Genomic DNA, 26,337 nt, shown 5'->3' with positions numbered 1-26,337 from the left:
GAAGGCCGGCGGCGCAGACGCCATGGAGACATCCGTCCTGCGCCGCACAACGGGCCGTGAAGGGGGTGTTTGCTAGAATCGGCGTTTTACCCGTGCGCGCCGGCATCCCGCCGGCCCACCGTCACAGGAGCTTCCATGTCCGCCAACATCCTCGCAGCGCTCGGTCTCCAGGCCACCGAGTCCGGCACGTACCTCGGCCGCGGCCAGTGGGCCGGCACCAACGACGCCGGAACGATCACGCCGGTGAATCCGGCGACCGGCGAGGTCATCGCGACGGTGCAGGCGTCCAGCGCGGCCGATTACGAGACGATCGTGCAGCGCGCACAGGAAGCGTTCGCCGTCTGGCGTACCGTTCCGGCGCCCCGTCGCGGCGAAGCCGTGCGCCTGTGCGGCGAAGCACTGCGCAAGCACAAGGATGCCCTCGGGTCGCTGGTCGCGCTCGAAATGGGCAAGATCAAGCCGGAAGGCGACGGCGAAGTGCAGGAAATGATCGACATCGCCGATTTCGCCGTGGGCCAGAGCCGCATGCTCTACGGCAATACGATGCATTCCGAGCGCCCCGGCCACCGCATGTACGAGCAGTGGCACCCCGTCGGTCTCGTCGGCATCATCAGCGCGTTCAACTTCCCCGTCGCCGTGTGGAGCTGGAACGCGTTCCTCGCCGCCATCTGCGGTGACGTCTGCATCTGGAAGCCCTCGCCGAAAACCCCGCTTTCGGCCATCGCCACGATGAAGATCTGCAACGAGGCACTGAAGGACGGCGGCTTCCCGGACATCTTCTTCCTCTTCAACGATGCCGGCAGCGATCTCGCACAGGCGTTCGTCGACGACAAGCGCATCCCGCTGATCAGCTTCACCGGCTCGACCAAGGTCGGCCGCATGGTGGGTGAACGTGTCGCCAAGCGCATGGGCCGCAGCCTGCTCGAACTGGGCGGCAACAACGCCATCATCCTCGACAAGTCGGCGGACCTGAAACTCGCCATTCCGGCCATCGTCTTCGGCGCCGTCGGTACCGCGGGCCAGCGCTGCACCAGCACGCGCCGGCTCTTCGTGCATTCCTCGATCCATGATGCGGTGGTGGATACGCTGGTGAAGGCTTACGGCCAGGTGGAGCAGAAGATCGGCGACCCGACCCTCGGCACCACGTTGATGGGCCCGTTGAACAGCCCCGACGCCGTGCAGGCATTCCTTGGCGCCGTCGAGAAGGCCAAGGCCGCCGGCGGTACCGTGCGCACCGGCGGCAAGGCGCTCACCGATCGCAAGGGCAACTTCGTGCTGCCGACGATCGTCACCGGGCTCGATAACGCCGATGAGGTCGTGCAGACCGAAACCTTCGCGCCGATCCTCTACGTGATGCCATTCGACACGCTCGACGACGCCATCGCGCAGCAGAACGCCGTGCCGCAGGGCCTGTCGTCGGCGATCTTCACACAGGACCTCAAGGCCGCGGAGCAGTACCTCTCCACCGCCGGGTCCGACTGCGGCATCGCCAACGTGAACATCGGTACTTCGGGTGCCGAGATCGGCGGCGCCTTCGGTGGCGAAAAGGAAACCGGCGGCGGTCGCGAGTCGGGTTCGGATGCCTGGAAGGTGTACATGCGCCGCCAGACCAACACCATCAACTACTCCGACGCGTTGCCGCTGGCGCAGGGCATCAAGTTCGAGTTCTGAATCGACGGATGACACCATGAACGACCTGCGCTCCACGGAACGATTTTCCGACCGCGTCGAGGACTATGTCCGCTACCGGCCGGACTACCCACGGGCGCTGGTCGACTGGTTGCATGGCCTTGGTGTGGACCCCGACTGGGTCGTGGCCGACGTCGGTGCCGGCACGGGCATTTCCAGCAAGCTCTTCCTGGATGCCGGCCACCGTGTCGTGGCCGTCGAACCCAATGCCGCCATGCGCGCGGCCGCGGAACGCTGGCTCGCCGGCGAGGAACGCTTCCGCGCCGTGGATGGCAGTGCCGAGGCCACCGGCCTCGACGGCGGCTCGATCGACCTCGTCGTGGTCGCGCAGGCGTTCCACTGGTTCGACATGGACAAGGTGCGCGCGGAGTTCGCGCGCATCCTGTCGCCACGGGGACTCGTCACCGTCTTCTGGAATTCGCGCCGGCTGAAGGGCACGCCGTTCCTCGAAGGCTACGAGCGCCTGCTGCTCGAATACGGCATCGATTACCTCGGCGTTGCCGAACGCTATACCGACGACGACACCATGGCCCGTTGGTTCGGTCAGGGCTACCGCGGCATGGCCAGCTTCCCGCACGGACAGAAGCTCGACTACGAGGGCCTGCTCGGCCGCCTGATGTCGTCGTCATACGCGCCCAAGGCGGGACATCCCAATCATGAGCCGATGCTCCACGCCCTGCGTTCGCTGTTCGAGGCGACGCAGGACGAAGGTACGGTGGATTTCGACTACGACACCCGCGTCTTCGCGGGTCGACCGGACGCCTGATGTACGACCTGATCCGCCCCCTGCTCTTCGCGCTGGACGCCGAGACCGCGCACGGCCTCACCCTCTACGCGTCCGATGTCGCCTACCGCAGCAACCTCTCGCGTTGGATCGCGAAACCGCCGGCGGACCTGCCGGTACGCGTCTTCGGCATCGATTTCCCGAACCCCGTCGGCCTCGCCGCCGGGCTCGACAAGAATGGCGAGCACCTCGACGGTCTGGCCGCCCTGGGCTTCGGTTTCGTCGAGATCGGCACCGTCACGCCGCGCCCGCAGGCGGGCAACGACAAACCGCGCATGTTCCGGTTGCCCGCACACGAGGCGGTGATCAATCGCCTGGGCTTCAATAACGGCGGCATCGACGCGCTGGTCCGCAACGTGGAAAAAGCGGCGTTTCGCGGCGTCCTCGGCATCAACATCGGCAAGAACAAGGACACGCCCAATGAGCGAGCCATCGAGGACTACCTTCTGTGCCTCGAGCGCGCCTATCCGCTCGCCAGCTACGTCACCGTCAATATCTCCTCGCCGAACACGCAGGGCCTGCGTGACCTGCAGGAAGAAGACACCCTGCGCCGCTTCATCGGCGGGCTGCGGGAGGCGCAGGAACGTCTTGCCGTACGGCATGGCCAGCGCAAGCCCATGCTGTTGAAAATCGCCCCCGATCTCTCCGACACCGAACTCGACGCCGTTGCGGACGTGCTGCTGGCGTCCGGGATCGACGGCGTGATCTGCACGAACACGACCATCGACCGCACGAGCGTCGCGGGTGATCCGCATGCACAACAGGCCGGCGGGCTTTCGGGTCGGCCGCTCTTTGCGAAGTCCACAGCGGTGTTGCGCGGCATGCGTGCGCGCGTCGGCGACCGGCTCCCGATCGTCGGCGTCGGCGGCATCCTCGACGGCGATTCGGCGGCGGAAAAAATGGAAGCGGGCGCCTCGCTCGTGCAGGTGTATTCCGGTCTCGTGTATCGCGGACCCAAGCTGGTGGCGGAGGCGGTGGCCGAAATCCGTCGTCGCGGGATAGCCGCATGAACAACGAACCCGTCGACATGGGTGGATTCACCCTCGCGAGCGACGCGCCACTGGGCGGTCGCAATACGCTGCGCGTCGATGCGCGCGCGAAGCTCCTTGCCGAGGTCCGCGATCCCACGAAGATTCCCGAGCTGCTCGCTTATCCGGCCGTGAAGGCCGGCAAGGTCCTGGTGCTTGGCGAAGGCAGCAACCTGCTCATCAAGGGCGATTTCGATGGCACCGTGCTGGCCATGGCGACGCGTGGCGTGGAGACATTCCAGCGGGACGATCGTGTGCTGATTCGCGTGGCCGCGGGCGAGCGCTGGGATGATTTCGTCCGCTGGTCCCTGGGACAAGGCTATGCGGGACTCGAAAACCTCATCCTCATACCGGGCACCGTCGGCGCCTCGCCGATCCAGAATATCGGCGCCTACGGCGTCGAGGTGGCGGAGTTCATCGATACGGTGGAAGCGTGGGACACGCACAAAGGCGAGTTCGTCGTGCTCGACAAGGCAGCCTGCGCGTTTTCCTACCGCGATTCGACGTTCAAGCAGCAGGCCGGGCGGTGGGTCGTCGTGGCGGTGACCTTCGCCCTTCCCCGCGAGCGGCCGCTGTCGCTGGACTATGCGGGCATCCGCGAGGAAGTGGAAAAGATGGGCGTCGCCCGCGCAACGCCCTACCACGTGGCGGAAGCCGTCGTTCGCCTGCGTTCGCGCAAGTTGCCCGATCCGGCGGTGATCGGAAATGCGGGCAGCTTCTTCAAGAATCCCATCGTGCCAGCGGCACAAGCGGAAGCGCTCGCGCTCGCCCACCCGGGGCTGCCGGTGTGGCCGCACGCGGGCGGCACGGTGAAGATCTCGGCCGGCTGGCTCATCGAAGCCGCGGGGTTCAAGGGTGCGCGGGACGGCGACGCTGGCATGTCGAATCGCCACGCGTTGGTGCTGGTGAACCACGGCAAGGCTAGCGGCCCGCAGCTGTGGGCGTTCGCGCAGAAGGTCATCGCGGGAGTCCAGGCAAAGTTCGGCGTGACCCTGGAGCCGGAACCGCTGGTTGTCTGAAGCCGCGACGAGAGAGGCCGCACCCCTCGCGCCCGGTGGGCATGTCATGCCGCTGTAAGGGTATGGTCATACGATCCTCGCCGGGCGGCGTACCATCGGGGCGTCGCGATCTGCGACGAGGACACCGTTCTGGACACGATGACGCCACCCAACGAATCGACCGCCACCGTGAAGGCCTCCGCCAGACAAGTCGCGCCGGCCGACGTGCCTGACATCGACATCAACGATCCGGCGCTCTACGTCCACCGCGAGCTGGCGCAGCTGCAGTTCAACATCCGCGTGCTCGACCAGGCGCTGGACGAGTCCAAGCCGCTCATCGAGCGGCTCAAATTCCTCCTGATCTTCTCGTCCAACATGGACGAGTTCTTCGAGATCCGCGTGGCGGGGCTCAAGCAGCAGATCGCCTTCGACCACGAAGTGATCGGTGCCGACGGCATCCCGCCGCGGCGCGCGCTTTCTGAAATTTCCGAGGTGGCGCACCGACAGATCGAACGGCAGTACGCCATCCTCAACGAAAAGATCCTCCCCGCGCTGGCCGATGAAGGCATTCGCATCGTCCGGCGCAACCAGTGGACGCACAAGCAGAAGCTTTGGGTTCGCCGCTATTTTCGCCATGAAGTAGCGCCGCTGGTCACGCCGATCGGACTCGATCCGACGCACCCGTTCCCGCGCCTGGTGAACAAGAGCCTGAACTTCATCGTGCAACTGGAAGGCACCGACGCCTTCGGGCGTGATTCCGGACTGGCGATCGTGCCGGCGCCGCGGATCCTGCCACGCCTCATCCGGCTTCCCGAAGAGGTATGCGAAGGAGGCGACAACTATGTCCTCCTGTCGTCGATCATCCACGCGCACGCGGACGACCTCTTCCCGGGCATGCGCGTGCTCGGTTCCTACCAGTTCCGCCTTACCCGCAACGCCGACCTCACCATCGATCCGGAAGACGTCGAGGACCTCGCGCGCACGCTGCGTGGCGAATTGTTTTCGCGCCGCTACGGGGACGCGGTGCGCCTCGAGGTCGCGGACAACTGTCCGAAGCCGCTCGTCGACTACCTCCTGAAGCAGTATTCGCTGGACGCTGACGCGTTGTATGAAGTGAATGGCCCGGTGAACCTGGCCCGCCTGTTCGAGATGACCCTGCAGCCGGCGTACGCGCGCCTCCAGTTCCCCACCTTCGTCCCCGCCCTGCCGAAGGTGCTGGCCGAGGCGGAGGACATGTTCGCGGTGATCGGGAAGCAAGACATCCTGCTCCACCATCCGTTCGAATCGTTCTCCCCCGTGGTCGACTTCCTGCGCCAGGCGGCGAAGGATCCGCAGGTACTGACGATCAAGCAGACGCTGTATCGCAGCGGTGCCAACTCCGAAATCGTCGATGCGCTAGTGGAAGCGGCACGGGCCGGCAAGGAAGTCACCGCGGTCGTGGAACTCCGCGCGCGGTTCGACGAGGAGTCCAACCTCAGCCTGGCCTCCCGCCTGCAACAGGCAGGCGCCGTGGTCACGTACGGCGTGGTGGGCGTAAAGACACACGCGAAGCTGGTACTCGTCCAGCGCCGCGAAAGCGGGAAGCTGGTGAGCTACGCGCACCTCGGTACCGGCAATTACCATTCGGGGAACGCGCGCCTTTACACCGATTACAGCCTGCTGACCTCGGACGAGGCGCTCTGCGACGATGTGCACCGCCTGTTCCGCCTGCTCACGGGCATGGGCAAGGCGCTGAAGATGAAGCGCATGCTCTATGCGCCGTTCACCCTGAAAAAAGGGCTCCTCGACCTGATCGCCCGCGAAGCGGCCAACGCCGCGGCGGGGAAGAAGGCCGAGATCGTCTGCAAGATCAACGCGATCACCGATCCGAAGGTCATCCGCGCCCTGTACCGCGCCAGCCAGGCGGGAGTGAAGGTCGACCTGATCGTCCGCGGCATGTGCTGCCTGCGCGCGGGCATCCCCGGTGTCTCGCAGAACATCCGCGTGCGTTCGGTGGTGGGCCGCTTCCTCGAACACAGCCGCGTTTACTGGTTCCACAACGATGGCGAACCGGACCTCTTCCTCGCCAGCGCGGACCTGATGGAACGCAACCTCGAGCGCCGGGTCGAGACCTGCTTCCCGATCGAGGGCAAGAAGCTGCGTCAGCGGGTCCGCCGGGAGCTGGACCTGTACCTCACCGACAACCACTCGGCCTGGGTCCAGCAACCCGACGGCGGGTATGCCCTCCTGCAACCCCTGCCCGGCCAGCCGGTGCGGGACGCGCAGACTCAGCTCCTGGAGCGCTTCGGGGGCCTGGCGGCCCCAGAAAAGCCCTGAGCCCCCGGAATTTCACCTAGCACGAACGGCCAAGGCGACATTCTCTCGCCCGCGAGGCACAATGGCCTCGCAGTTCAAGGGGGAGACGGGCTTTCTCTCGAAACGCTTCCGGATCCACGCCGCGCACCTGCGAAGGGGCGCCACAAGCTTGTCGCGGGTATCGGAATGCGTTTCTGCAACCGGCAGCACGGGTGGATCCTTCGTCTCTTGCAGGCGACCTTGCTCTGTGGCCTATGGTTCGCAGGCGTGGCGGGTGCCACCGAGCTGCTGACGAATGCGCGCGAGGCGCGCCCGGGCGAACAGCCGGTCGATGTACTGAATGACGCCGCCCAGCGCCCCTTTCCCTCGTTCGATCCGGCTCGCCTGCAGATCCTTCCCAACTCGCCGAACGGCACCTGGGTCGTCGTGCGCGCGCTGCCGCCCTGGACGAGCGGCGATCGCGTGTTGAGCGTGCGCCATCCGGGCATGGGCCCGGTGTCCCTCTATGACGGGAATACGCTGGTCGCGACGACATCGCTCGAGGATTTCGGCCCGCCGCTGCACGGCCATGGCCGCCTGATCTTCAACGTGCCCGCCTCGATCCCGGCATCGCGGCCGCTCCTGCTCAAGTTCCAGGCCAGCGCCCTGCCCCCCGGCGCGGTCACGATCTCGCTCGATTCCTGGCCCGACTACCTCCGCGAAGACGGCAGCTGGATGGTCTTCGCCGCGGGCTCCTTCGCCGTCATGATGACCATGGCGCTGATGGCGCTGTGCTTCGCCCTCATCCTGCGCGACATGACCTTCGGCTGGTATGCCGCCTACCTGCTCTGCTACGCGCTGATCCAGGGCCTCCGGTCCGGCTTCGCCTTCCACCCGCTGGAGTTCGAGTCGCTGGCCGGCATGGCCGACACACTGGGGGACGCGGCCACGGCCTTGTCCGTGTCGTTCGCCGCGTTGTTCATGCTGCGCTTCGCGCGGGTGGACGAATACGTGCCCCTGCTGCGGACGCCCGTCCTTTCCTTCGCCGTGGTCATGCCGCTGCTGGTCGTCCTGCGCGCCACCGGGGTGGGTTTCCTCGTCGGCATGGCGCAGCTGCTGCTCCAGCCGCTGGTCCTGCTTGGCGCGCTCCTCCTGCTGGGCGCTGGCGCAGTGGCCGCGGCACGCGGTTCCCGGCATGCCTGGTTCTTCCTCGTCGGCTGGATACCGCTCCTGATCCTCACCGCCCTGTGCGGCGCCCAGCAGCAAGGCATGCTCGCCGGCGCGCCATGGCTGCCGGACGCCGCCATCGCCATGGGCGCGTTCGAGGCGATCGTGCTCTCCATCGGTCTCTCCGACCGTGCCCTCACGATCCGCCACGACCGCGACCGCGCGCGCGAGCTGGCGGACAGCGACCCCCTCACCGGCCTGCTCAATCGCCGTGCCTGGACCGAAGCGGCCCTGGACGTGCTCGACCAGGGCCTGGCGCGGTCCGTGGCCGTGCTGTTCTTCGACCTGGACCACTTCAAGGCGCTCAATGACCGTCACGGGCACGCAGCGGGCGACAAAGCCCTGGTCGCTGTGGCGGGGGCGCTGCGCCAGGAGCTGCGCCCCTCGGACCTGCTCGGGCGCTACGGCGGCGAGGAGTTCGTGGCGCTGCTCCAGGGCGTGGACAGGGAGAACGCGATGCAGATCGCCACGCGCCTGTGCCGTCGCGTGCATCGCCTCGACGTGCACGTGGATGCGGCGGACGCCTTGCTGACCGTCTCGATCGGTGTCGCCATGCGCACGCCGGCGGACACCGTGCAGTCGCTGGTGGAGCGGGCCGACGCGGCCATGTATTCGGCGAAGCTCGGCGGCCGTAACCGGGCGGTCTGCGCGGGGCATGTGGGGCCCGTGCTGGTACGCCGCACCGAGATTGGCAAGACCGCCAGCTGACGGCCTGGGGCAAGATCCATCGCCGACAGGGTCGGTTCGCACCAGGCAAGAGCGCCGCGGACTGCGGGCTCGGTGGGAGCCGACCCTGTCGGCGATGGAGGTCCTCAGGCCAGCTCGGCCGCGGTAGCCACGATGTCGTCGTCGCCGGGCAGCACAAGGAAGGCCGCGCCGGCAAGCGGCGTGAACGTGTCGGCTCCAACCACGCGTCGCAGCGGCAGGTGGCCGAGGCCGGCCTCGACGACGGCCGTGATCACGCCCTCGCCGACACCCGCACTCTTGCGCCCCTCGTCCACGACGAGGATGCGTTTCGCGCTCGCCGCCTGCTTCGCGATGAAGGCATCGTTGAGCGGCACCAGCCAGCGCAGGTCCACCACGCGGACCTTCCAGCCCCGTTCCGCCTCGATGCGCCGCGCGGCCCGCAGGCTCATCGGTACGCCGTTCCCGAAGGTAAAGATCACCAGGTCGTCCGCCGCTTCGTCGTAGACGCGACCCTCGCCCAGCGGCATCGCCTCGTCCGGCGCCGGGTAGGCGAACTGCCACTGCCCGTCGCCCGCTTCGTGCAGGTCCTTCGTCATGTACAACGCGATCGGCTCCAGGAAGGCCGTGACGCGTCCATCGACTTTCGCCAGCGCCGCGAGCGTCCGCAGCATGGTCGCCGCGTCATCGCCGCGGCTGGGGCAACCCACTACCAGGCCAGGGATGTCACGCAGCGCGGCGATCGAATTGTCGTTGTGGAAGTGCCCGCCGAAACCGCGCTGGTAACCCAGCGAGGCAACGCGCATCAGCATCGGGTTGCGGTATTGGGCGTTGGAGAAGAACTGCAGCGAAGCGGCCTCCCCGCGGATCTGGTCGCAAGCGTTGTGGAAATAGGCGAGGTACTGGATCTCGGGCAGCGGCAGCATGCCCATGTTCGCGTAGCCCTGGGCCAGGCCGAGGATCATCGTCTCGTCGAGCAGCGTGTTGAACACGCGGGCATTGCGGAACGCCTTGTGCAGGCCCTTCGTGACAGTGTAGACGCCGCCCTTCTGCGCGACGTCCTCACCGAACAGCAGGCTTTCGGGGTACTTCGCCATGAGGTCATGCAGGGCCTGCCCGATCTGGATGGCAAGGTGTCGCGGCGGCTGCTTCTCGGGAAGCCTTTCCGCCCCGCCGAACACGCGCTCTCGCTCCGCGGTGTCCGCCACGCGCGTCGCTTCAGCCTGGACGGCGTCAGGCGTGTAAGGCGCGAGTGGCGCCATCACGTCGTCGAGCGAGGTGAGTCGCGGGCGACGATCCGCGTCTTCGGCGGCTTCGAAGCATCGTTTGCGAATGGACTCGTACAGGTCCATCAGGCCGTCACGATCGTACAGGCCCGATGCAAGCGCGATCGCGGCACTGCGCAGCAAGGGATCCGTGGCCTCCAGTGCCACCAGCTCCTCCACCGAGCGCCATTCGATCTCGAAGTCCGTACCCGCGTGACCCATGACGCGGGTGGTGCCGAGGTGCAGGAAAGTGGGCCGGCGCGTGCGACGGCAATGTGCCACGGCGCGTTCCACGTCGGCATAGCCGCCGGCGAGGTCGAGGCCGTCCGCGTAGAAATAATCGAGCCCTGGCCGGTGGCGGAAGTTGTTCGCCACCCAGCCGCTCGGCGTCTTTACCGAGATGCCGATACCGTTGTCCTCGCAGACGAAAAGCACCGGCGCCGGCAGCTTCTGGTAGGCCGTCCACGCCGCCGCGTTGAACGCGGTCTGCGCAGTGGCGTGGTTGGACGAGGCATCGCCGAACGAACAGATGGTGATCGCGTCTTCCGGGACCGGCAACGCGTGACCGATGCGCCGTCCCTGCTCGATGGCGATGGCCGTGCCCAGCGCCTTGGGCAGGTGCGAGGCGATCGTCGAGGTCTGCGGGAGCACCCATAACGGCTTGCTGCCCCACACCTTGTGCCGGCCACCCGACGCCGGGTCGTCCTTGCTCGCGGCGAACGACAGCGCCGAATCCATGATCGGGTCCATGCCCGGCAGCTTGCGGAAGCGCTCCGCCATGAAGCCACCGCTGCGGTAATGCAGGAAGGCGGGATCGGTGTGCCGCGTGAGCCGCGCCACCATCGCGTTGCCTTCGTGTCCCGACGAGCCGATGGTGTAGAACACCTTGTTCTGTACGCGCAGCACGCGCGCCATAAGGTCCAGGTGACGGCTGATCAGCTGCGATTCCAGCAGTTCGCGGAACCCGCGCGCGTCGAGCGCGCTGCCCGGAAGTACGGGTTCATCGTCATGCGGTGCCCGGGCGGTATCGCCCTGCCACGAGCGCACGAACTCGACGAAATTCTGATCGACGATTTCGGCGCGATTGAAGCCCTTGTGGCGGGCGGCGATGGGTTGCGGGACGGACATGGAAAACTCGGCGAGGAAGGGGAATCAGGCGACCATCGGCGAGAAGCCGGGCCGGGCGCGCACGCGCGCCAGCCACGCGTCGATGTTCGGCCAACGGGACAGGTCGAAGCCGGCGTCGTCGGCGCAATGGGTATAGGCGAACAGCGCGATGTCGGCGATGCCGAACGCGCCGCCGCTGAACCAGGGGTCGTTTGCGAGATGGTCTTCCATCACGTCCAGTGCCACGGCACCGCGCTCGCGCAGGCGTGGCAGCTCGGCCCGCCGTTCGTGGTCCTCGGGCAGCCAGCGGCTGACGAAACGCGCCACGGCGATATAAGGCTCATGGCTGTACTGCTCGAAGAACAGCCATTGCAGCGTCCGAGCCCGCTCCCAGGCGTCGTCCGGCAGGAAGGGGGTGCCTTCGGCGAGGTAGCAGAGGATCGCATTGGATTCGGCGAGTCGCCTGCCGTCTTCCAGCACGAGCAGCGGCACCTTCCCGTTCGGGTTCAGTGCGAGGAACTCCGGAGTGCGCGTGGCTCCCTCCGTCGTTACCGTCTCGATCCACCGATAGGGGCGGCCGAGCATGTCCAGCAAGAGCTGCAGCTTGTAGCAGTTACCGGAGGCGCGCCACCCGTAGATGGCAGGCCCGGTGGATACGCTTTGGCCGTGCATGTGGACCTCAGAACGCGTTGATGCCAGTGAGTTCGCGGCCGACCACCAGCTGGTGCACGGTCTCCGTGCCCTCGTAGGTGATGACCGATTCCAGGTTCAACGCGTGGCGGATCGCGGAGTGCTCGGTGGTGATGCCCGCGCCGCCGAGGATGTCGCGGCATTCGCGCGCGATGTCCAGCGCCATGCGCACGTTGTTCCACTTCGCCAGCGACACCTGGGTGGGCTGGAGACGTCCCGCGTCCTTCAGCCGGCCCAACTGCAGCGACAACAACTGGGCGGTCGTGATGCGACGGGCCATGTCCGCCATCTTCAGCTGCACGGCCTGGTTGGCTGCCAGGGGGCGACCGAACAGCACGCGCTGCGCGGTGTAATCGAGCACTTCCTTCAGGCACGCCTGGGCCGCGCCGATGGGGCCCCAGGTGATGCCGTAGCGTGCCTGGTTGAGGCAGCCCAGCGGGCCCTTGAGGCCCTTCACGTTCGGCAGCCGTGCGCTGTCGGGCACGCGCACGTCGTCGAAGAACAACGCGGAGGTGACCGAGGCACGCAGGCTCATCTTCTTGTGTACTTCCTGCGCCGCGAAGCCCTTGGTGGAGGTCGGCACGATGAAGCCCTGGATGCCGTCGTCGGTCTGCGCCCAGACGATGGCGATGTGCGCGAGGTTGCCGTTGGTGATCCACATCTTGGCGCCGTTGATCACCCAGCCGCCGCCGTCCTTGCGCGCGACCGTCTTCATGTTCGCCGGGTCGGAACCACCATGCGGTTCGGTGAGGCCGAAGCAGCCGATGACCTCGCCAGCGGCCATCCGCGGCAGGTAGTCGCGCTTCTGCTCTTCGGAACCGTAGGCGAAGATCGGATACATGCACAGCGAGCTTTGCACGGAGGCGAAGCTGCGCAGGCCGGAATCGCCGCGCTCGAGTTCCTGGCAGATGAGGCCGTAGCTCACGCCGTTCATGCCGGCGCAACCGTATTCCTCGGGCAGCGTGGCGCCGAGCAGGCCCAGCGATGCGATCTCGGACACCAGTTCGGCGGGGAATCGTGCCTGGTCGAAGGCGTCGCCGATGATCGGCAGGACCTTTTCGTCGACGAAGCGGCCGACGGCGTCCTGCACGGCGCGCTCCTCGTCGGTGAGCAGCGAGCGGACGTCGTAGAGATCGAGCGGGTCGAGACGATGGGCCATGCGGGGACTCGTACGTGGGCAGCCGGAAAGCCCACGATTGTAGCCATGGTCCGGGGCGGGGTCATGGCGGGGCGCAACAATCCCCGATGCCCGGGCAGGCGACATAATGGGCCGTCCCCGCCGCCGGAGCCTCCCATGTTCAAAGGCGTTCTCCTTGGCTTCGCCTGCTACGCGGCCTACGCGTGGAGCGACGCCTTCGTGAAGTCGCTCGAAGGCACCCTGCCAGCCTACGAGGCCGTCTTCTTCGGTGCGGTCCTGGCCATGGCTGCCCTGCCCTTCCTCAAGAAGCCCGGGGACCGCTGGAGCGAGGTGGTGGTCTCGAGGATGCCCGGGCTCTGGCTGTTGCGCGCCTTGGCCGGCGCCATCGGCAACGTGACCGCGGTGATGGCCTTTACCGCGCTGCCCATGGCCGAGGCCTTCTGCCTGATCTTCCTGCTGCCGATCTTCGTGACCATCCTCTCGGTGGTATTCCTCCGCGAGCACGTGGGCTGGCGCCGCTGGTCGGCCGTGATCGTGGGCTTCCTTGGCGTGCTCGTCGTGTTGCGTCCCGGCTTCCGGCACCTGGGGACGGGGCACGTCGCGGCGATCGTCTGCGGCCTTGCCGGTGCCCTGTCGATCGTGGCGCTGCGCCTGGCGGGCGCCACGGAGAAGCGCATCACGCTCTACGGTGCGGGCGTCGTCGGTCCGATGGTGGCCGGATTCATCATGATGCTGCCGCACTTCGTCTGGCCGGACGCGCACCAGTGGCTCCTGCTGCTCGGCTATGGGCTTTTCGCCGCGGCAGGTGCCGTGCTGCTGATGCTGGCGACGCAGCACGCCCCGGCGAACCGCGTGGCGCCGACGCAGTACAGCCAGATGCTATGGGCCATCCTGTTCGGCTACCTGTTGTTCCACGACCACCTGGACTGGCCGATGCTGGTCGGCATCGCGATGATCCTCGGCGCGGGCCTCTTCACCTTCGTGCGCGAGGAGAAGAAGACGCAATGGTGGCGCTGGACGAATATCGTGTAACACCCTTGTTTGTAGGAGCCGCTACAGAAGGATGTGCGCGGATCGGACGGGGTTTCGGCGCTAAAGGTTCGACACGCCGTGCGGCACGTGGCCTGTCGCCACGTGCTTGCGGGCCGACTCCACGTTCGCCGGGGAATCGTCGAAGAAGATGTCCGCGCCGAAGGCATCGAGGAACGGCCCCTTGTCGCGCCCACCCAGGAACAGCGCCTCGTCGATGCGCACGCCCCAGCGGCGCAGGGTGAGGATCACGCGCTTGTGCGCGGGCGCGGAGCGCGCCGTGACCAGCGCCGTACGGATGGGCGATGTCTCGGCCGGGAAGGCCGCCTGCAACCGGTGCAGCGCGGCGAGGAACCCGCGGAAGGGCCCACCGGACAGCGGCTCGGCCCAGCGTTCGGTCTCGTTACGATGGAAGGCGTCCAGGCCCTGCTCCTTCGACACCCGCTCGCCTTCGTCGCCGAAGATCACCGCATCGCCGTCGAAGGCGATACGCAACTGTTCACTGGACCGCTGCGGCGCCGTCGACGGAAGGATCGTGGCCGCCGCGACGCCGGCGCGCAGGGCGCGTCCCACGTCTTCCGCGTTCGCGGAAAGGAACAGGTCGGCGCGGAACGGCGCGATGTAGTCGGATGTGGGCGCCCCGCTGGTGAACGCGGCGCGGGAAATACCCAGCTTGTAATGCTGGATCGCGTTGAAGATGCGCAGGCCGGTGTCACCGGAGTTGCGCGACAGGAGGATCACTTCCACCGCCGGCACATCACCGGACAACGCGTTCAGGCCGAGCAGCTTCTGCACCAGCGGAAACGCCACGCCGGGCTTCAGCAGTTCGTCTTCGTGTTCGATCTGGTAGGCGCGGTAGGCGTCCAGGCCTTCGCGCTCGAACAGGTCGTGGCTGTCGCCCATGTCGAAGAGGGCGCGAGAGGAGATGGCGACGACGAGCCGGTTGTCGCCGACCGAGGATTCGGCATGGGCGGTTGGTTGGGCATGGGGCATGGTGGGAATGTCCCGCTCTGCCCGTTCGTGCGCGAACGCGCTTCCCACGTCATGTTGTGTGCCGTGGATGTCGTCGGGACCGCTCATGGCGCGAACTGCTCGTCGAGGATGCGTTGCTGCAGGTTGTGCTCGGGATCGAACAGCAGGCGCACGGCGTTACGCCGCGACTGCTTGATCTCGACCGAGCGCACGTCTCGCACTTCATGGAAGTCCGCCGTAGCGCTGATCGGCCGCTTGTTCGGATCCTTCGTGTCGAAACCGACGCGGGTGGCGTGCGGAAGGATGGCGCCGCGCCAGCGACGCGGGCGGAACGGGCTGATCGGCGTGAGGGCCAGCACGTTGGCGTCCAGCGGGAGGATGGGACCATGCGCGGACAGGTTGTATGCGGTGGAACCGGCAGGCGTGCAGACGAGGATGCCGTCGCAGACCAGCTCGTCGAGCTTCACCTCGCCGTTCAGGCTCACCCGCAGGTGCGCCGCCTGGTTGGTCTGCCGCAGCAGCGCCACTTCGTTGAAGGCGAGCGCACGATGCTCCACGCCGTCGCAGCATGTGCTGTGCATCTCCAGCGGGTGCAGCACCGCGGGGTGCGCCTTCTCGATGCGCTCGGGAAGCTGGTCGATGTCGTGCTGGTTCATCAGGAAGCCCAGGCGTCCAAGCTTCATGCCGTAGAAGGGGATACCGAGGGTGCGATGGGCGTGCAGTGTGCGGAGCATGAAGCCGTCGCCGCCGAGGGAGACGACGATGTCCGCGTCGCCCGGTTCCACGCCGCCGTAGCGCTTGACCAGCGCGTTGCGGGCGCGTTGGGCGACTTCGGTTTCACTGGCGACGAAGGCTAGGCGCATGGGGAATGGGCATCCGGGTCCAGCGGGGAGCTTAGTCCTTAATGCGGTGTGTCGGGTAGGTCATCGCGAGCACCCATCGCCGACAGGGTCGGCTCCCACCCAGCTCCGCACGAGGCGTGGCTTTGGTGGGAGCCGACCCTGTCGGCGATCCCAGGTTGCCTCAGACCGGGATCTGGGCGAGCTGGGCCAGGCGGCGGACGGCGACCGAGGCGATCGGGTAGTCCGCGTTCTGCGTGAGGATCTCCGCAAGCATCGCGCGGGTGTACTTCAGCGTGGCGTCGTCGCGGTCCAGCCAGGCCTTGACCGGGCTGACGTCCGTACGATCGCCGGCGATGCCGAGCACCTGCAAGGCCAGGGCGCGATGCTGGGCGTTGAGCTCGTCCAGCAGCGAACCGCGTGCCTGCGCGTGCCACGCGCCTTCCACCGGCAGGGCCTCGATCTGCCCACGCAGCCAATCGAGGTCGAGCGCCTCGGCCAGCTCGTAGAAGACCGTGGCCACGGTGGCGATGCCCTTGCCGCTCTGCTTCGACACTTCGACCATGTCGAGCGCCGCGCGCAGCACGGGGATCCGCGCCAGGCGCACCGCGAGCGCGTTCGGGACGCCGAGTCCCTCCCACTTCTCCTGGCTGGCGGCGAAGTCGCCGCGACCGGTGTTGGTGAGCGCATCGGGCAGCGTCGCCCGGAGGGCGGTGACCTCGCTGGCGTAACGGTCCACGTTGGCCGCGATGTCCAGCGACCCGCCCGGACGATTGAGCAGCCAACGCGTGAGGTGGCGCAGCAGGGACCATATCTGCAGGATCGCGTCGATCTGCGTGTCCTCGGCCACCTTGCCGTCCAGCGCCTCGATCTCGGCCCAGAGGTCGCGGGCATCCAGGATTTCGCGTGCCGCCGTGTACGCCTTGGCGATCGAGGCCGGACCGTGGCCGGTGTCCTCCTGCATGCGCATCATGAAGGTGGCGCCCATGCGGTTGATCGTCGAGTTGGTCACCGCGGTGGCGATGATCTCGCGCTTCAGGCGATGGCGCTGCATGTGCTCGGCGTACTTCTCGTGCAGCGGCACCGGGAAGTAGCGGACCAGTTCGCGCGACAGGTACGGATCTTCCGGCACGTCCGATTCCAGCAGCTGCTGGAACAGGCGGATCTTGTCGTACGACAACAGCACCGACAGCTCCGGACGCGTCATGCCCTGGCCGCGCTGCTTGCGCTCGGACAGTTCGGCGGCGGTCGGCAGCGACTCCACCTGGCGGTCGAGCAGGCCTTCGGCCTCGAGCGTGCCGATGAAGTGCGCCATCGAACCCAGGCGGCGCACCGACTGGTGCTCCATCATCGTGATGGCCTGGTTCTGCCGGTAGTTGTCCCACAACACGAGGCGCGCGACTTCGTCGGTCATTTCCGCCAGCTGGCGGTTGCGGCCTTCGAAGCTCAGCTCGCCGCGCTGCACGGCGTCGTTGAGCAGAATCTTGATGTTCACCTCGTGGTCGGAGGTGTCGACGCCCGCGGAGTTGTCGATGAAGTCCGTGTTCAGCAGCACGCCGGCCTGTGCGGCCTCGATGCGGCCCTTCTGGGTCATGCCCAGGTTGCCGCCCTCGCCCACCACCTTGCAGCGAAGCTCGTTACCGTTCACCCGCAGCGCATTGTTGGCGCGGTCGCCGACGTCCGCATGCGTCTCGCTGGTGGCCTTGACGTAGGTACCGATGCCACCGTTCCACAGCAGGTCCACCGGGGCCTTCAGGATCGCGGCCAGGAGGTCGCTCGGCGCCATGTGGCTGACGTCCGCGCGGATACCCAGCGCCGCACGCACTTCCGGCGATACCGGGATGGACTTGGCGCTACGGGGATACACGCCGCCGCCGGCCGAGATGAGCGACTTGTCGTAGTCGTCCCACGACGAGCGCGGCAGCGCGAACATGCGCTGGCGCTCCGCGAAGGACTTCGCCGCGTCCGGGTTCGGATCGAGGAAGACGTGGCGATGGTCGAACGCGGCCAGCAGACGGATGTGCTCGGACAGCAGCATGCCGTTGCCGAACACATCGCCGGACATGTCGCCGACGCCCACGACGGTGAAGTCCTGGGTCTGGCAATCGCGGCCGAGGGCGCGGAAATGCCGCTTCACCGACTCCCACGCGCCCTTCGCGGTAATGCCCATGCCCTTGTGGTCGTAACCGTAGGAGCCGCCGGAGGCGAAGGCGTCGTCGAGCCAGAAGCCGTGCTCGGTCGAGATGGCATTGGCGATGTCGGAGAACGTGGCCGTGCCCTTGTCCGCCGCGACGACCAGGTACGGATCGTCCTCGTCATGGCGCACCACGTCGTGCGGCGGCACGACCTTGCCCTCGACGAGGTTGTCGGTGATGTCGAGCAAGCCATTGATGAACATGCGGTAGCAGGCGATGCCCTCGGCCAGTTGCGCGTCGCGGTCGCCGCCCGCGGGCGGACGCTTCACGAAGAAGCCGCCCTTCGAGCCGACCGGGACGATGACCGTGTTCTTCACCATCTGTGCCTTCACGAGGCCCAGCACTTCGGTGCGGAAATCCTCGCGGCGGTCGGACCAGCGCAGGCCGCCGCGTGCCACGGAACCGAAGCGCAGGTGGATGCCTTCCACGCGCGGTGCGTAGACGAAGATCTCGCGGAACGGCACCGGCTTGGCCAGGTCGGGCACGCGGTGCGAATCGAACTTGAAGCTGAGGTATGGACGGAACGTGCCGTCCCACGCCTGGAAGAAGTTCGTCCGGAGCGTGGCGTGCACCAGCGCGATGAAGCTGCGCAGGATGCGGTCCTCGTCGAGGCTGGCCACATTGTCCAGCAGCGCGTTGATCGCCTCTTCGACCGCGACGACCTGTTCGGTACGCGGATGGCCGAGCGACGCGACGAGGTTGCCGATGAGGCCCGGCTGCGCGGCGAGCATCTCCGGGTCCATCAGCGCGTGCATCTCGTGCGAGAGCAGGCTCTCGGCACGCTCGCGCTCGGCACCGTCGAGGCTCTCGCGACGCGGGTCGAAGCGCGCGTTGAACAACTCGATGATGAGGCCGGCGATGGCCGGGTAACGGTTGAGCGCGTCCTCCATGTACGCCTGGGAGAACGCCACGCCGGTCTGCAGCAGGTACTTGCAATAGCTGCGCAAGACGGCGACCTGGCGCCAGCCCAGCTTGGCGCCCAGGACGAGGCGGTTGAAGCCGTCGTTCTCGGCGTTGCCGCGCCAGATCTGCTCGAACGCGTCCTCGAAGAGCGTGCCGACCTGCTCCACGTCGAACGCGAGGCGACCGACCGGCTGTACCTCGAAGTCCTGCACGAACAGGTGGCCCTCGCCGAGCTTCACCTCGTACATGTGCTCGGTGAGCACGCGCAGGCCGAGGTTCTCGAGCTGCGGCATGACCTCGGAGAGCGCTATGTCCGAACCGGACCGGTAGACCTTGAAGCGCAGTTCCTCGGGACGATGCGGCGGATGGTAGAACGACATGCTGACCGCATCGGGGCCGTCCAGGCCGGCCAGCGCGTAGACGTCGGCGGCGGCGACCACGGGCGAGACCTCATCCACGTAGCCGGCCGGAAGGGCCTTGCCGTAGCGGTTGGCGAGGATGATGCCCTGCTGCTCGCCGGCACGTTCGATGAGCCGGTCGCGCAGCTCGTCGTGCCAGTTGCGCGAGATCGAGACGATCTGCGCTTCGATCGCCGCGGCGTCGTACACCGGATGGTCGCCGATGCGCGGGCGGACCACCACGTGCAGGCGGACGAGGGCGGCTTCGCCCATGAGCACGGCGGAATCGAGGTGCTCGCCATGGAACGCCTCGCGCAGCACGTTCTCCACGCGCTCACGGACACTGGTGTTGAAGCGATCGCGCGGGATGTAGACCAGGCACGAGAAGAACCGGCCGTAGCTGTCGCGGCGAATGAACAAACGCGTGCGCGTGCGCTGGGCCAGTTCGAGCAGGCCCATGGACAGCGCGTAAAGCTCGTCGGTGCTGCACTGGAACAGTTCGTCGCGGGGCAGCGTGTCGAGGATGTGGCGCAACGCCTTGCCCGAGTGCGAATCGCGCTTCAGACCCGAGCGCTTCATCACGGCTTCGCATTTGTCGCGCACGAGCGGCACGTGCTGCGGATGGGCCATGTACGCATTCGACGAGAACAGGCCGAGGAAGCGCTGCTCGGCAACGGGGCGGCCGGTGTCGTCGAACTTCAGCACGCCGACGTAATCCATGTAGCCCGCGCGATGGATCGGCGAGCGGGCGTTGGTCTTGGTCAGGATGATGGCGTCGGTCGCACCCGAGCGCGGCAGCTCGCTCGCCGCCAGCGTGCGCAGCGAACGCGGCGCCAGCGAGCGCTCGGCGCCACGCAGGATGCCCAGGCCGGAGCCTTCCACGGCCTTGAGCACCTCGTCGCCCGCGTCGGCGGCGACTTCATACTCGCGGTAGCCCATGAAGGTGAAGTGGTCGTCCGCCACCCAGCGCAGGAATTCCGAGCCTTCCTGCACTTCCTCGCCCGTATAGGGCAGCGCGCGCTTGCCCAGTTCGTCGGCCACCTCGACCATCCTGGCGCGCATCGCGCGCCAGTCGTCCACCGCCTCGCGCACGTCGACGAGCGCGGCTTCGACGTTGGCCTTCAGCGTGTCGAGTTCGGTGTCGTCGATCCGGTCGATCTCGAAGCGCATGAACGACTCGGTCTTTTCGCCGGCCCCCATCGATTCGAGGACGCCCGCCGCAGAACGGACCACGGGCACCACCGGATGGATGGTGGCGTGGATGTCGGCGTGTGCGGCGGCCACCATCGACACCGTGTCGACGAGGAACGGCATGTCGTCCGTGACCACCTCGACCACGGCGCGGGTGCCCGACTGGCCGGGGTTGTAGACCCGGACCTTGGCCTTGCCCGGCGTACGCTCACGGGCGAAGGCGAGCAGGTCGGCGATCAGCGACGCCCAGCGCTCCGGCGCGTGCAGCGCGTGGTCGGAGGGGGCGACGCGTTCGAAGAAGGCCTCGATAAAAAAGCGCGCCTCGTTGAGGCGCTCCGCGGGGTAGTCGAGCTTTTTCAGTGCATCGAAGACAACGGCATGGAACGGGCCGTTTTCGGCAGCGCGAATCGCATTCATGGGCGGATTATCGATGTGGGGAGACGGAAATCCGTGAAAGCATAGCTCCCACTGCCGTCATGTAGCCACACCGGCACGCAACGCTCGTTGGCGTTTTTTCACTGCGTTGCCGCATGTCTTTCAAACCATCGGCCGATTAGGTCGGCACTAACGGACAGGGACATCGTGTGCGATGCAACAATTCGCGCGCGAATGTGTAAAAGCCCCGTTGACGCTGGTGCATAAGAGATTCTAAACTGGACGGTATACTTACGTGTTGAATCATGCACGCGTCGGCGCTGGGGTTTCGACAGCGCCGCGGGCGTTCTATAAGCGCACGCAACAGGCCGGACGGCACAAGACGGGCGGACTAGGCACGCGGTAACTGTATCCACGCATGCGAGCGGCATCTACCCCGATGCGGCAGCGCGAACGAACAAGAAACCTGGAAAAGGAACGAAGTTCTCATGAAGCCCCTGCCCCTGCGCTCGTCCCTGCTGGCCTTCGGCCTCGCCGCGGCGCTCGCCGCCTGCCACAAGCAGGAAGCTCCCCAGCAGCCGCCTCCCCCGGAAGTCGGCGTCATCACCGCCCAGCCCCAGGACGCCCCGCTGGTCCAGGACCAGGTCGGCCGGCTCTCCGCCTTCCGCACGGCCGACGTGCGCGCCCGCGTGCCCGGCATCCTCCTGCACCGCCTCTATGAGGAGGGGACGGACGTCAAGGCAGGCCAGAAGCTGTTCCAGATCGATCCGCAGCCGCTCAAGGCCGAACTCGACGCGCAGCTCGCCAACCTCGCGTCCACCCGCGCCTCGGCGGTCAACGCCAAGGCCCAGGCCGACCGCGCACGCGGCCTCATCGGGAAGAATTATGTCTCCCGCCAGGACCTCGACACGGCCGAAGCCAACGAACGCACCGCCAGCGCGGCCGTCAAGCAGGCCCAGGCCAATGCCGAATCGGCCCGGATCAACCTCGGGTTCACCGACGTGGTCTCGCCGATCGATGGCCGCGCCGGCCAGCAGCAGGTGACCGAGGGTGCCCTCGTGGGCCAGGGCGATACCACCCTGCTCACCCGCGTCGACCAGATCGACAAGCTCTACGTGAACTTCAGCGTCTCGGTGTCGGACCTCGACGCGATGCGTCGCGCCGCCGCCGAAGGCGCCGCCACGCTGTCGCCGACGGACAAGGCCACCGTGCGTATCCAGCTGCCCGACGGCACGGCATACGACAAGGAAGGCGTGCTCGACTTCTCGTCGGCCACGGTGAACCCGCAGACGGGTACCGTGAACCTGCGCGCGATGCTCGACAACCCGGACCAGCGCCTGCTGCCGGGCCAGTTCGTGACGGTGAAGGCCACGCTGGGCGACCTGCACAACGTGTACCTGATCCCCCAGGCCGCGGTGCTGCGCGATGCCAACGACGCCTATGTGATGGTCGTCGGCGAAGGTCACGCCAAGGACCCGCAGACCGGCGCCGAGACCAAGGTCCCGTCCGCCGCCGTGCGCCGGCCGATCAAGGCCGACCGCCTGAGTGGCTCCAACTGGGTGGTTACCGGCGGCCTCAAGCCGGGTGACCAGATCATCGTCCAGGGCCTGCCCAAGGCGCGGGAGAACGCGCCCGTGAAGGCGTCGCCCGCCCAGGCCGCCCCCGCTGTAGCGGCCGCCCCCGGCGCCGCTCCGGCCGGCAAGCAGTAAAGGAACCGACATGCCGAGTTTCTTCATCGACCGCCCCATCTTCGCGTGGGTGGTGGCGATCCTGATCAGCCTGTGCGGCACGATCGCCCTGCTCAACATGGGTATCGAGTCGTATCCGAACATCGCCCCGCCGCAGGTCGTCGTCTCGGCGACCTATCCGGGCGCGAGCGCGGATACGACCGAAAAGACCGTGACGCAGGTCATCGAGCAGCAGCTGACCGGTATCGACCACCTGCTCTACTTCTCGTCCTCGTCCAGCTCCAGCGGCAATGCCCAGGTGACGCTGACCTTCGAGTCCGGCACCGATCCCGACATCGCCCAGGTCCAGGTGCAGAACAAGGTCGCCCTGGCGACGCCGCGCCTGCCGTCGGAGGTGACCCAGCAGGGTGTCGTGGTGGCGAAGTCCAACCCCGACTTCCTGATGTTCATCGCGTTGACCTCGTCGAACCCGGCGATCGACGGCGACCGCCTGACCGACATCGTGTCGTCGCAGGTGCTCGACCAGATCGCCCGTATCCCCGGCGTCGGCAACACGCGCCAGCTGGGCGCCGAGTACGCCATGCGCGTCTGGCTCAACCCGGACAAGCTGCGCGGCTACGGCCTCTCGGCCACCGACCTGCGCAACGCACTCAGCACGCAGAACGTGCAGTTCGCCGCGGGTTCGATCGGTACCGATCCGGCCGTCAACGGCCAGGGCTTCAGTGCCACGGTGTCCGCGGAAGGCCGCTTCACCACGCCCGAGCAGTTCTCCGACATCATCCTCCGCGCCAATAACGACGGCACCGTCGTCCGCCTGAAGGACGTGGCGCGCGTCGAACTCGGTCCGCAAAGCTACGGCTTCAACGCCCAGTGGAACGGCACGTCCACCGGTTCGTTCGGCGTGCAGCTGCTGCCCGGCGCTAACGCGCTGGACGTGGCGAACGCCGTGCGCGCGAAGATGGACGAGCTGGCCAGGAGTTTCCCGGACGGCGTGACCTGGTTCGCGCCCTACGACACCACGAAGTTCGTGACCATCTCCATTGAGGAAGTGGTCCACACGCTGGTGGAGGCGGTCATCCTCGTCTTCCTCGTGATGCTGCTGTTCCTGCAGAACTTCCGCGCCACGATCATCCCGACCCTCGTCATCCCGGTGGCCCTGCTCGGCACCTTCCTGGGCCTCTCGCCCCTCGGCTTCACGATCAACCAGCTGACCTTGTTCGGCATGGTGCTCGCGATCGGTATCGTCGTGGACGACGCCATCGTGGTGATCGAGAACGTCGAGCGCATCATGACCGAGGAAGGACTGTCGCCGAAGGAAGCGACGCGGAAGGCGATGGGCCAGATCACCGGCGCGGTGATCGCGATCACCGTGGTGCTCACGGCCGTGTTCGTGCCCTCGGCGCTGCAGCCGGGTGCCTCGGGCATCATCTACAAACAGTTCGCGCTGACGATCGCGGTGTCGATGGGCTTCTCGGCCTTCCTCGCGCTGACCTTCACGCCCGCGCTTTGCGCCACGATCCTGCGCCACGAGCACGGCCACAAGAAGAACGTGGTCTACCGTAAGTTCAACCAGCTGTTCGACTGGGTCACGCACACCTATTCCGGCCACGTCGGCGGCGCGGTGCGACATGCCCCGCGCTGGATGGTGGCCTTCGTGCTGATCGCCGTCCTCTGCGGGTTCCTGTTCGTCCGCCTGCCGACCAGCTTCGTGCCTGACGAGGACCAGGGCTACGCACTGGCGATCGTCCAGTTGCCGCCGGGTTCCAGCCTCGCCCGCACCGAGAAGGTGATGGCCGAGCAGCGTGCGATCCTGCTGAAGGACCCGTCGGTCGACGGCATCTTCCAGATCTCCGGCTTCAGCTTCGTGGGCCAGGGCGAGAACGTGGGCATGACGTTCATCCGCCTGAAGGACTGGGGCGACCGCGACCTCGACGCCACGCAGTTCATCCAGCAAGCCAACGGCAAGATGCAAGCCGTGCGCGACGCCACGATCTTCGTGGTGAACCTGCCGACGATCCGCGGCCTCTCGCAGTTCGGCGGCATCGACATGTACCTGCAGGCGCGTGCCGGCCAGAGTCGCGACCAGCTGACCCAGGCTCGCAACATGCTGCTGGGTGCCGCGGCGCAGAACAAAGCCCTGGTGGGCGTGCGTCCGAATACCCTGGAAGACGCCCCGCTGCTGCAGCTGCACGTGGACCGTACCCAGGCGCAGACGATGGGCCTCTCGGTCAGCGACATCTACACGGCAATCCAGCTCACGCTGGCACCGGTCTATGTCAACGACTTCTCCTACGAGGGCCGCGTGAAGCGCGTGATGCTGCAGGCGGATGCGCCCTACCGCATGGGCACGGATGCGTTCTCGCACATCTTCACGCCGAGCACGCTCGCCACGACTTCGTCGGCCGGTTCCACCGATGGCACGAGCGTCGCCAGCACGACCTCGTCGGTCGACAACTCGATGATCCCGCTGTCCACCGTGGTCGATTCGAAGTGGACGATGGCGGCGCCCACGCTCAACCGCTACAACGGTTACTCGGCGGTGGAAATCGTGGGTAACCAAGCGCCGGGGTACTCGACCGGCCAGGCGATGGGCATCGTGGAAGGCATCGTCAACGACAAGCTGCCCAAGGGCTTCGGCTACGACTGGACCGGCCAGTCGTACCAGGAAATCCTCTCGGGCAACTCGTCGACGATGCTGCTGGCACTGTCCGTCGTGATCGTGTTCCTCTGCCTCTCCGCCTTGTACGAGAGCTGGTCGATCCCGGTGTCCGTGCTGCTCGTGGTGCCGCTGGGCATCCTGGGCACGGTGGTGTTCTCGATGCTGCGTGGCCTGCCGAACGATATCTACTTCAAGATCGGCATGATCACGGTCATCGGTCTCGCGGCGAAGAACGCGATCCTGATCGTCGAATTCGCGGTGGAACAGCAGGAAGCCGGCAAGACGCTGCGCGAGGGCGTGGTCGAAGCGGCCCGCCTGCGACTCCGTCCCATCCTGATGACGTCGCTGGCCTTCATCCTCGGCGTGTTCCCGCTCGCGATCTCCACCGGCGCGGGCGCGAACTCCCGCCACGCGATCGGCACGGGCGTCATCGGCGGCATGTTGTTCGCCACGTTCCTGGGCCTGCTCCTGATCCCGGTGTTCTACGTGTCGGTCCGCCGCATGCTGGGCGACAAGCTGGACGAGGTCTCGCACAGCATCCGCCACACCCACGGCGACGACCCGGACGGCCACGGCCCGAACGACGATGGCAACGGCCCGCACGGCGGCAACCCGTCGACCAACGTCGGCCCCCACGCCCCGAACATCGGTGACGTGCGAGCGTTCGATTCAGATCCGCGGCGAGGCACGGACCGCCCGTAAACGACGAAGCCCGGCGAAAGCCGGGCTTCTTCTTTCAGGCTGCTGATCCACCCTGTAGGAGTCGCCATGGCGGCTCCTACATGCGGATGCCTACGTCGCGTGGTGGACCGCTTCGATGTTGTGCCCGTCGGGGTCGAGCACGAAGGCGGCATAGTAGCCCGCCCCATAATGGGTCCGCGGGCCGGGCGGGCCATTGTCGCGACCGCCGGCGGACAGCGCCGCCTCGTGGAAAGCACGCACCATTTCACGGGTAGCGACGCGGAAGGCGACGTGCACGGGTGGCTGATTGGGCTCGCCCCGGGATATCCAGAAATCCGGCTTGCCGTCTTCGCCAAAGCCGGCGACATCGGTTCGGCCGGTGACGCTCGCGGGGAAGATGGCGAGAAGCTCGTAGCCGATGGCGGCCAGCGTGGCTTGATAAAACTGTTTGCTACGCTCGAAGTCGCTGACGGTGACGCCAGTGTGGTCGATCATGTGGAGCTCCCCAGGCAAGGTCGCTGGG

At 66.9% G+C, this 26,337-nt stretch carries 16 protein-coding genes; 9 read left to right on the top strand and 7 right to left on the bottom strand.

Features of this window, described 5'->3' with window-relative positions; all coding sequences use genetic code 11:
* Positions 1 to 135 precede the first annotated feature (135 nt).
* The 6 genes from amaB to ACQKIE_RS11995 all read left to right on the top strand — a co-directional run bounded on the left by amaB (position 136) and on the right by ACQKIE_RS11995 (position 8,708).
* The gene (gene amaB, locus ACQKIE_RS12020; protein ID WP_427459319.1) at positions 136 to 1,671 is read left to right on the top strand and encodes an L-piperidine-6-carboxylate dehydrogenase; all 1,536 of its coding nucleotides are present in this window, start codon (positions 136 to 138) and stop codon (positions 1,669 to 1,671) included.
* Positions 1,672 to 1,687: 16 nt separating this feature from the next.
* Positions 1,688 to 2,455 (top strand): class I SAM-dependent methyltransferase, encoded by a 768-nt coding sequence (locus tag ACQKIE_RS12015; RefSeq protein ID WP_427459317.1) that lies wholly within the window; start codon positions 1,688 to 1,690, stop codon positions 2,453 to 2,455.
* Entirely contained in the window at positions 2,455 to 3,483 is a 1,029-nt protein-coding gene (locus tag ACQKIE_RS12010; protein ID WP_427459315.1) for a quinone-dependent dihydroorotate dehydrogenase, read from the top strand. Before ACQKIE_RS12015 ends, ACQKIE_RS12010 begins: the two co-directional genes overlap by 1 nt.
* Entirely contained in the window at positions 3,480 to 4,520 is a 1,041-nt protein-coding gene (murB, locus tag ACQKIE_RS12005; RefSeq protein WP_427459313.1) for a UDP-N-acetylmuramate dehydrogenase, read from the top strand. The genes ACQKIE_RS12010 and murB overlap by 4 nt, the downstream gene beginning before the upstream one ends.
* A gap of 138 nt (positions 4,521 to 4,658) precedes the next feature.
* The gene (gene ppk1 / locus ACQKIE_RS12000; protein WP_427459311.1) at positions 4,659 to 6,815 is read left to right on the top strand and encodes a polyphosphate kinase 1; all 2,157 of its coding nucleotides are present in this window, start codon (positions 4,659 to 4,661) and stop codon (positions 6,813 to 6,815) included.
* Between the two features lie 165 nt (positions 6,816 to 6,980).
* Positions 6,981 to 8,708, top strand: coding sequence for a GGDEF domain-containing protein (locus ACQKIE_RS11995; protein WP_427459308.1), 1,728 nt, complete (start codon positions 6,981 to 6,983; stop codon positions 8,706 to 8,708).
* A gap of 104 nt (positions 8,709 to 8,812) precedes the next feature.
* On the opposite strand, the gene ACQKIE_RS11990 is transcribed toward ACQKIE_RS11995, so the two are convergent.
* From ACQKIE_RS11990 to ACQKIE_RS11980, 3 genes are read right to left on the bottom strand one after another with little or no spacing between them, the layout of a single operon-like run.
* Positions 8,813 to 11,077, bottom strand: a complete 2,265-nt coding sequence (locus tag ACQKIE_RS11990; protein WP_427459306.1) for a thiamine pyrophosphate-dependent enzyme — start codon at positions 11,075 to 11,077, stop codon at positions 8,813 to 8,815.
* A gap of 24 nt (positions 11,078 to 11,101) precedes the next feature.
* Entirely contained in the window at positions 11,102 to 11,728 is a 627-nt protein-coding gene (locus tag ACQKIE_RS11985; RefSeq protein ID WP_427459304.1) for a glutathione S-transferase family protein, read from the bottom strand.
* 7 nt (positions 11,729 to 11,735) lie between these two features.
* A complete protein-coding gene (locus ACQKIE_RS11980; RefSeq protein WP_427459302.1) occupies positions 11,736 to 12,905 on the bottom strand; it encodes an acyl-CoA dehydrogenase family protein in 1,170 nt (389 codons plus the stop codon).
* A 135-nt stretch (positions 12,906 to 13,040) separates the two neighbouring features.
* Between ACQKIE_RS11980 and ACQKIE_RS11975 the strand changes: the two genes are divergently transcribed.
* On the top strand, positions 13,041 to 13,916 hold the full coding sequence (locus tag ACQKIE_RS11975) for a DMT family transporter (RefSeq protein ID WP_427459300.1): 876 nt from the start codon (positions 13,041 to 13,043) through the stop codon (positions 13,914 to 13,916).
* Between the two features lie 60 nt (positions 13,917 to 13,976).
* Here ACQKIE_RS11975 and ACQKIE_RS11970 read toward each other — a convergent pair whose 3' ends face one another.
* From ACQKIE_RS11970 to ACQKIE_RS11960, 3 genes are all read right to left on the bottom strand, one after another.
* Complete coding sequence (locus ACQKIE_RS11970) at positions 13,977 to 14,906, bottom strand: 5'-nucleotidase (RefSeq protein ID WP_427459364.1); 930 nt, start codon at positions 14,904 to 14,906, stop codon at positions 13,977 to 13,979.
* An 83-nt stretch (positions 14,907 to 14,989) separates the two neighbouring features.
* A complete protein-coding gene (locus ACQKIE_RS11965; RefSeq protein ID WP_427459298.1) occupies positions 14,990 to 15,748 on the bottom strand; it encodes an NAD kinase in 759 nt (252 codons plus the stop codon).
* 160 nt (positions 15,749 to 15,908) lie between these two features.
* Complete coding sequence (locus ACQKIE_RS11960) at positions 15,909 to 20,828, bottom strand: NAD-glutamate dehydrogenase (RefSeq protein ID WP_427459296.1); 4,920 nt, start codon at positions 20,826 to 20,828, stop codon at positions 15,909 to 15,911.
* A gap of 446 nt (positions 20,829 to 21,274) precedes the next feature.
* On the opposite strand from ACQKIE_RS11960, the gene ACQKIE_RS11955 reads away from it, so the two are divergent.
* Together ACQKIE_RS11955 and ACQKIE_RS11950 are read left to right on the top strand one after the other, a co-directional pair.
* Complete coding sequence (locus tag ACQKIE_RS11955) at positions 21,275 to 22,495, top strand: efflux RND transporter periplasmic adaptor subunit (RefSeq protein WP_427459294.1); 1,221 nt, start codon at positions 21,275 to 21,277, stop codon at positions 22,493 to 22,495.
* A 10-nt stretch (positions 22,496 to 22,505) separates the two neighbouring features.
* Complete coding sequence (locus ACQKIE_RS11950; RefSeq protein ID WP_427459292.1) at positions 22,506 to 25,835, top strand: multidrug efflux RND transporter permease subunit; 3,330 nt, start codon at positions 22,506 to 22,508, stop codon at positions 25,833 to 25,835.
* A 90-nt stretch (positions 25,836 to 25,925) separates the two neighbouring features.
* Here the strand turns inward: ACQKIE_RS11950 and ACQKIE_RS11945 are convergent, their stop codons facing one another.
* Entirely contained in the window at positions 25,926 to 26,309 is a 384-nt protein-coding gene (locus ACQKIE_RS11945) for a VOC family protein (protein WP_427459290.1), read from the bottom strand.
* Positions 26,310 to 26,337 lie beyond the last annotated feature (28 nt).

This window comes from Luteibacter sp. NPDC031894 (assembly GCF_050273135.1).
GTDB lineage: Bacteria > Pseudomonadota > Gammaproteobacteria > Xanthomonadales > Rhodanobacteraceae > Luteibacter.
This window is presented reverse-complemented; position numbering and strand designations above follow the sequence as displayed.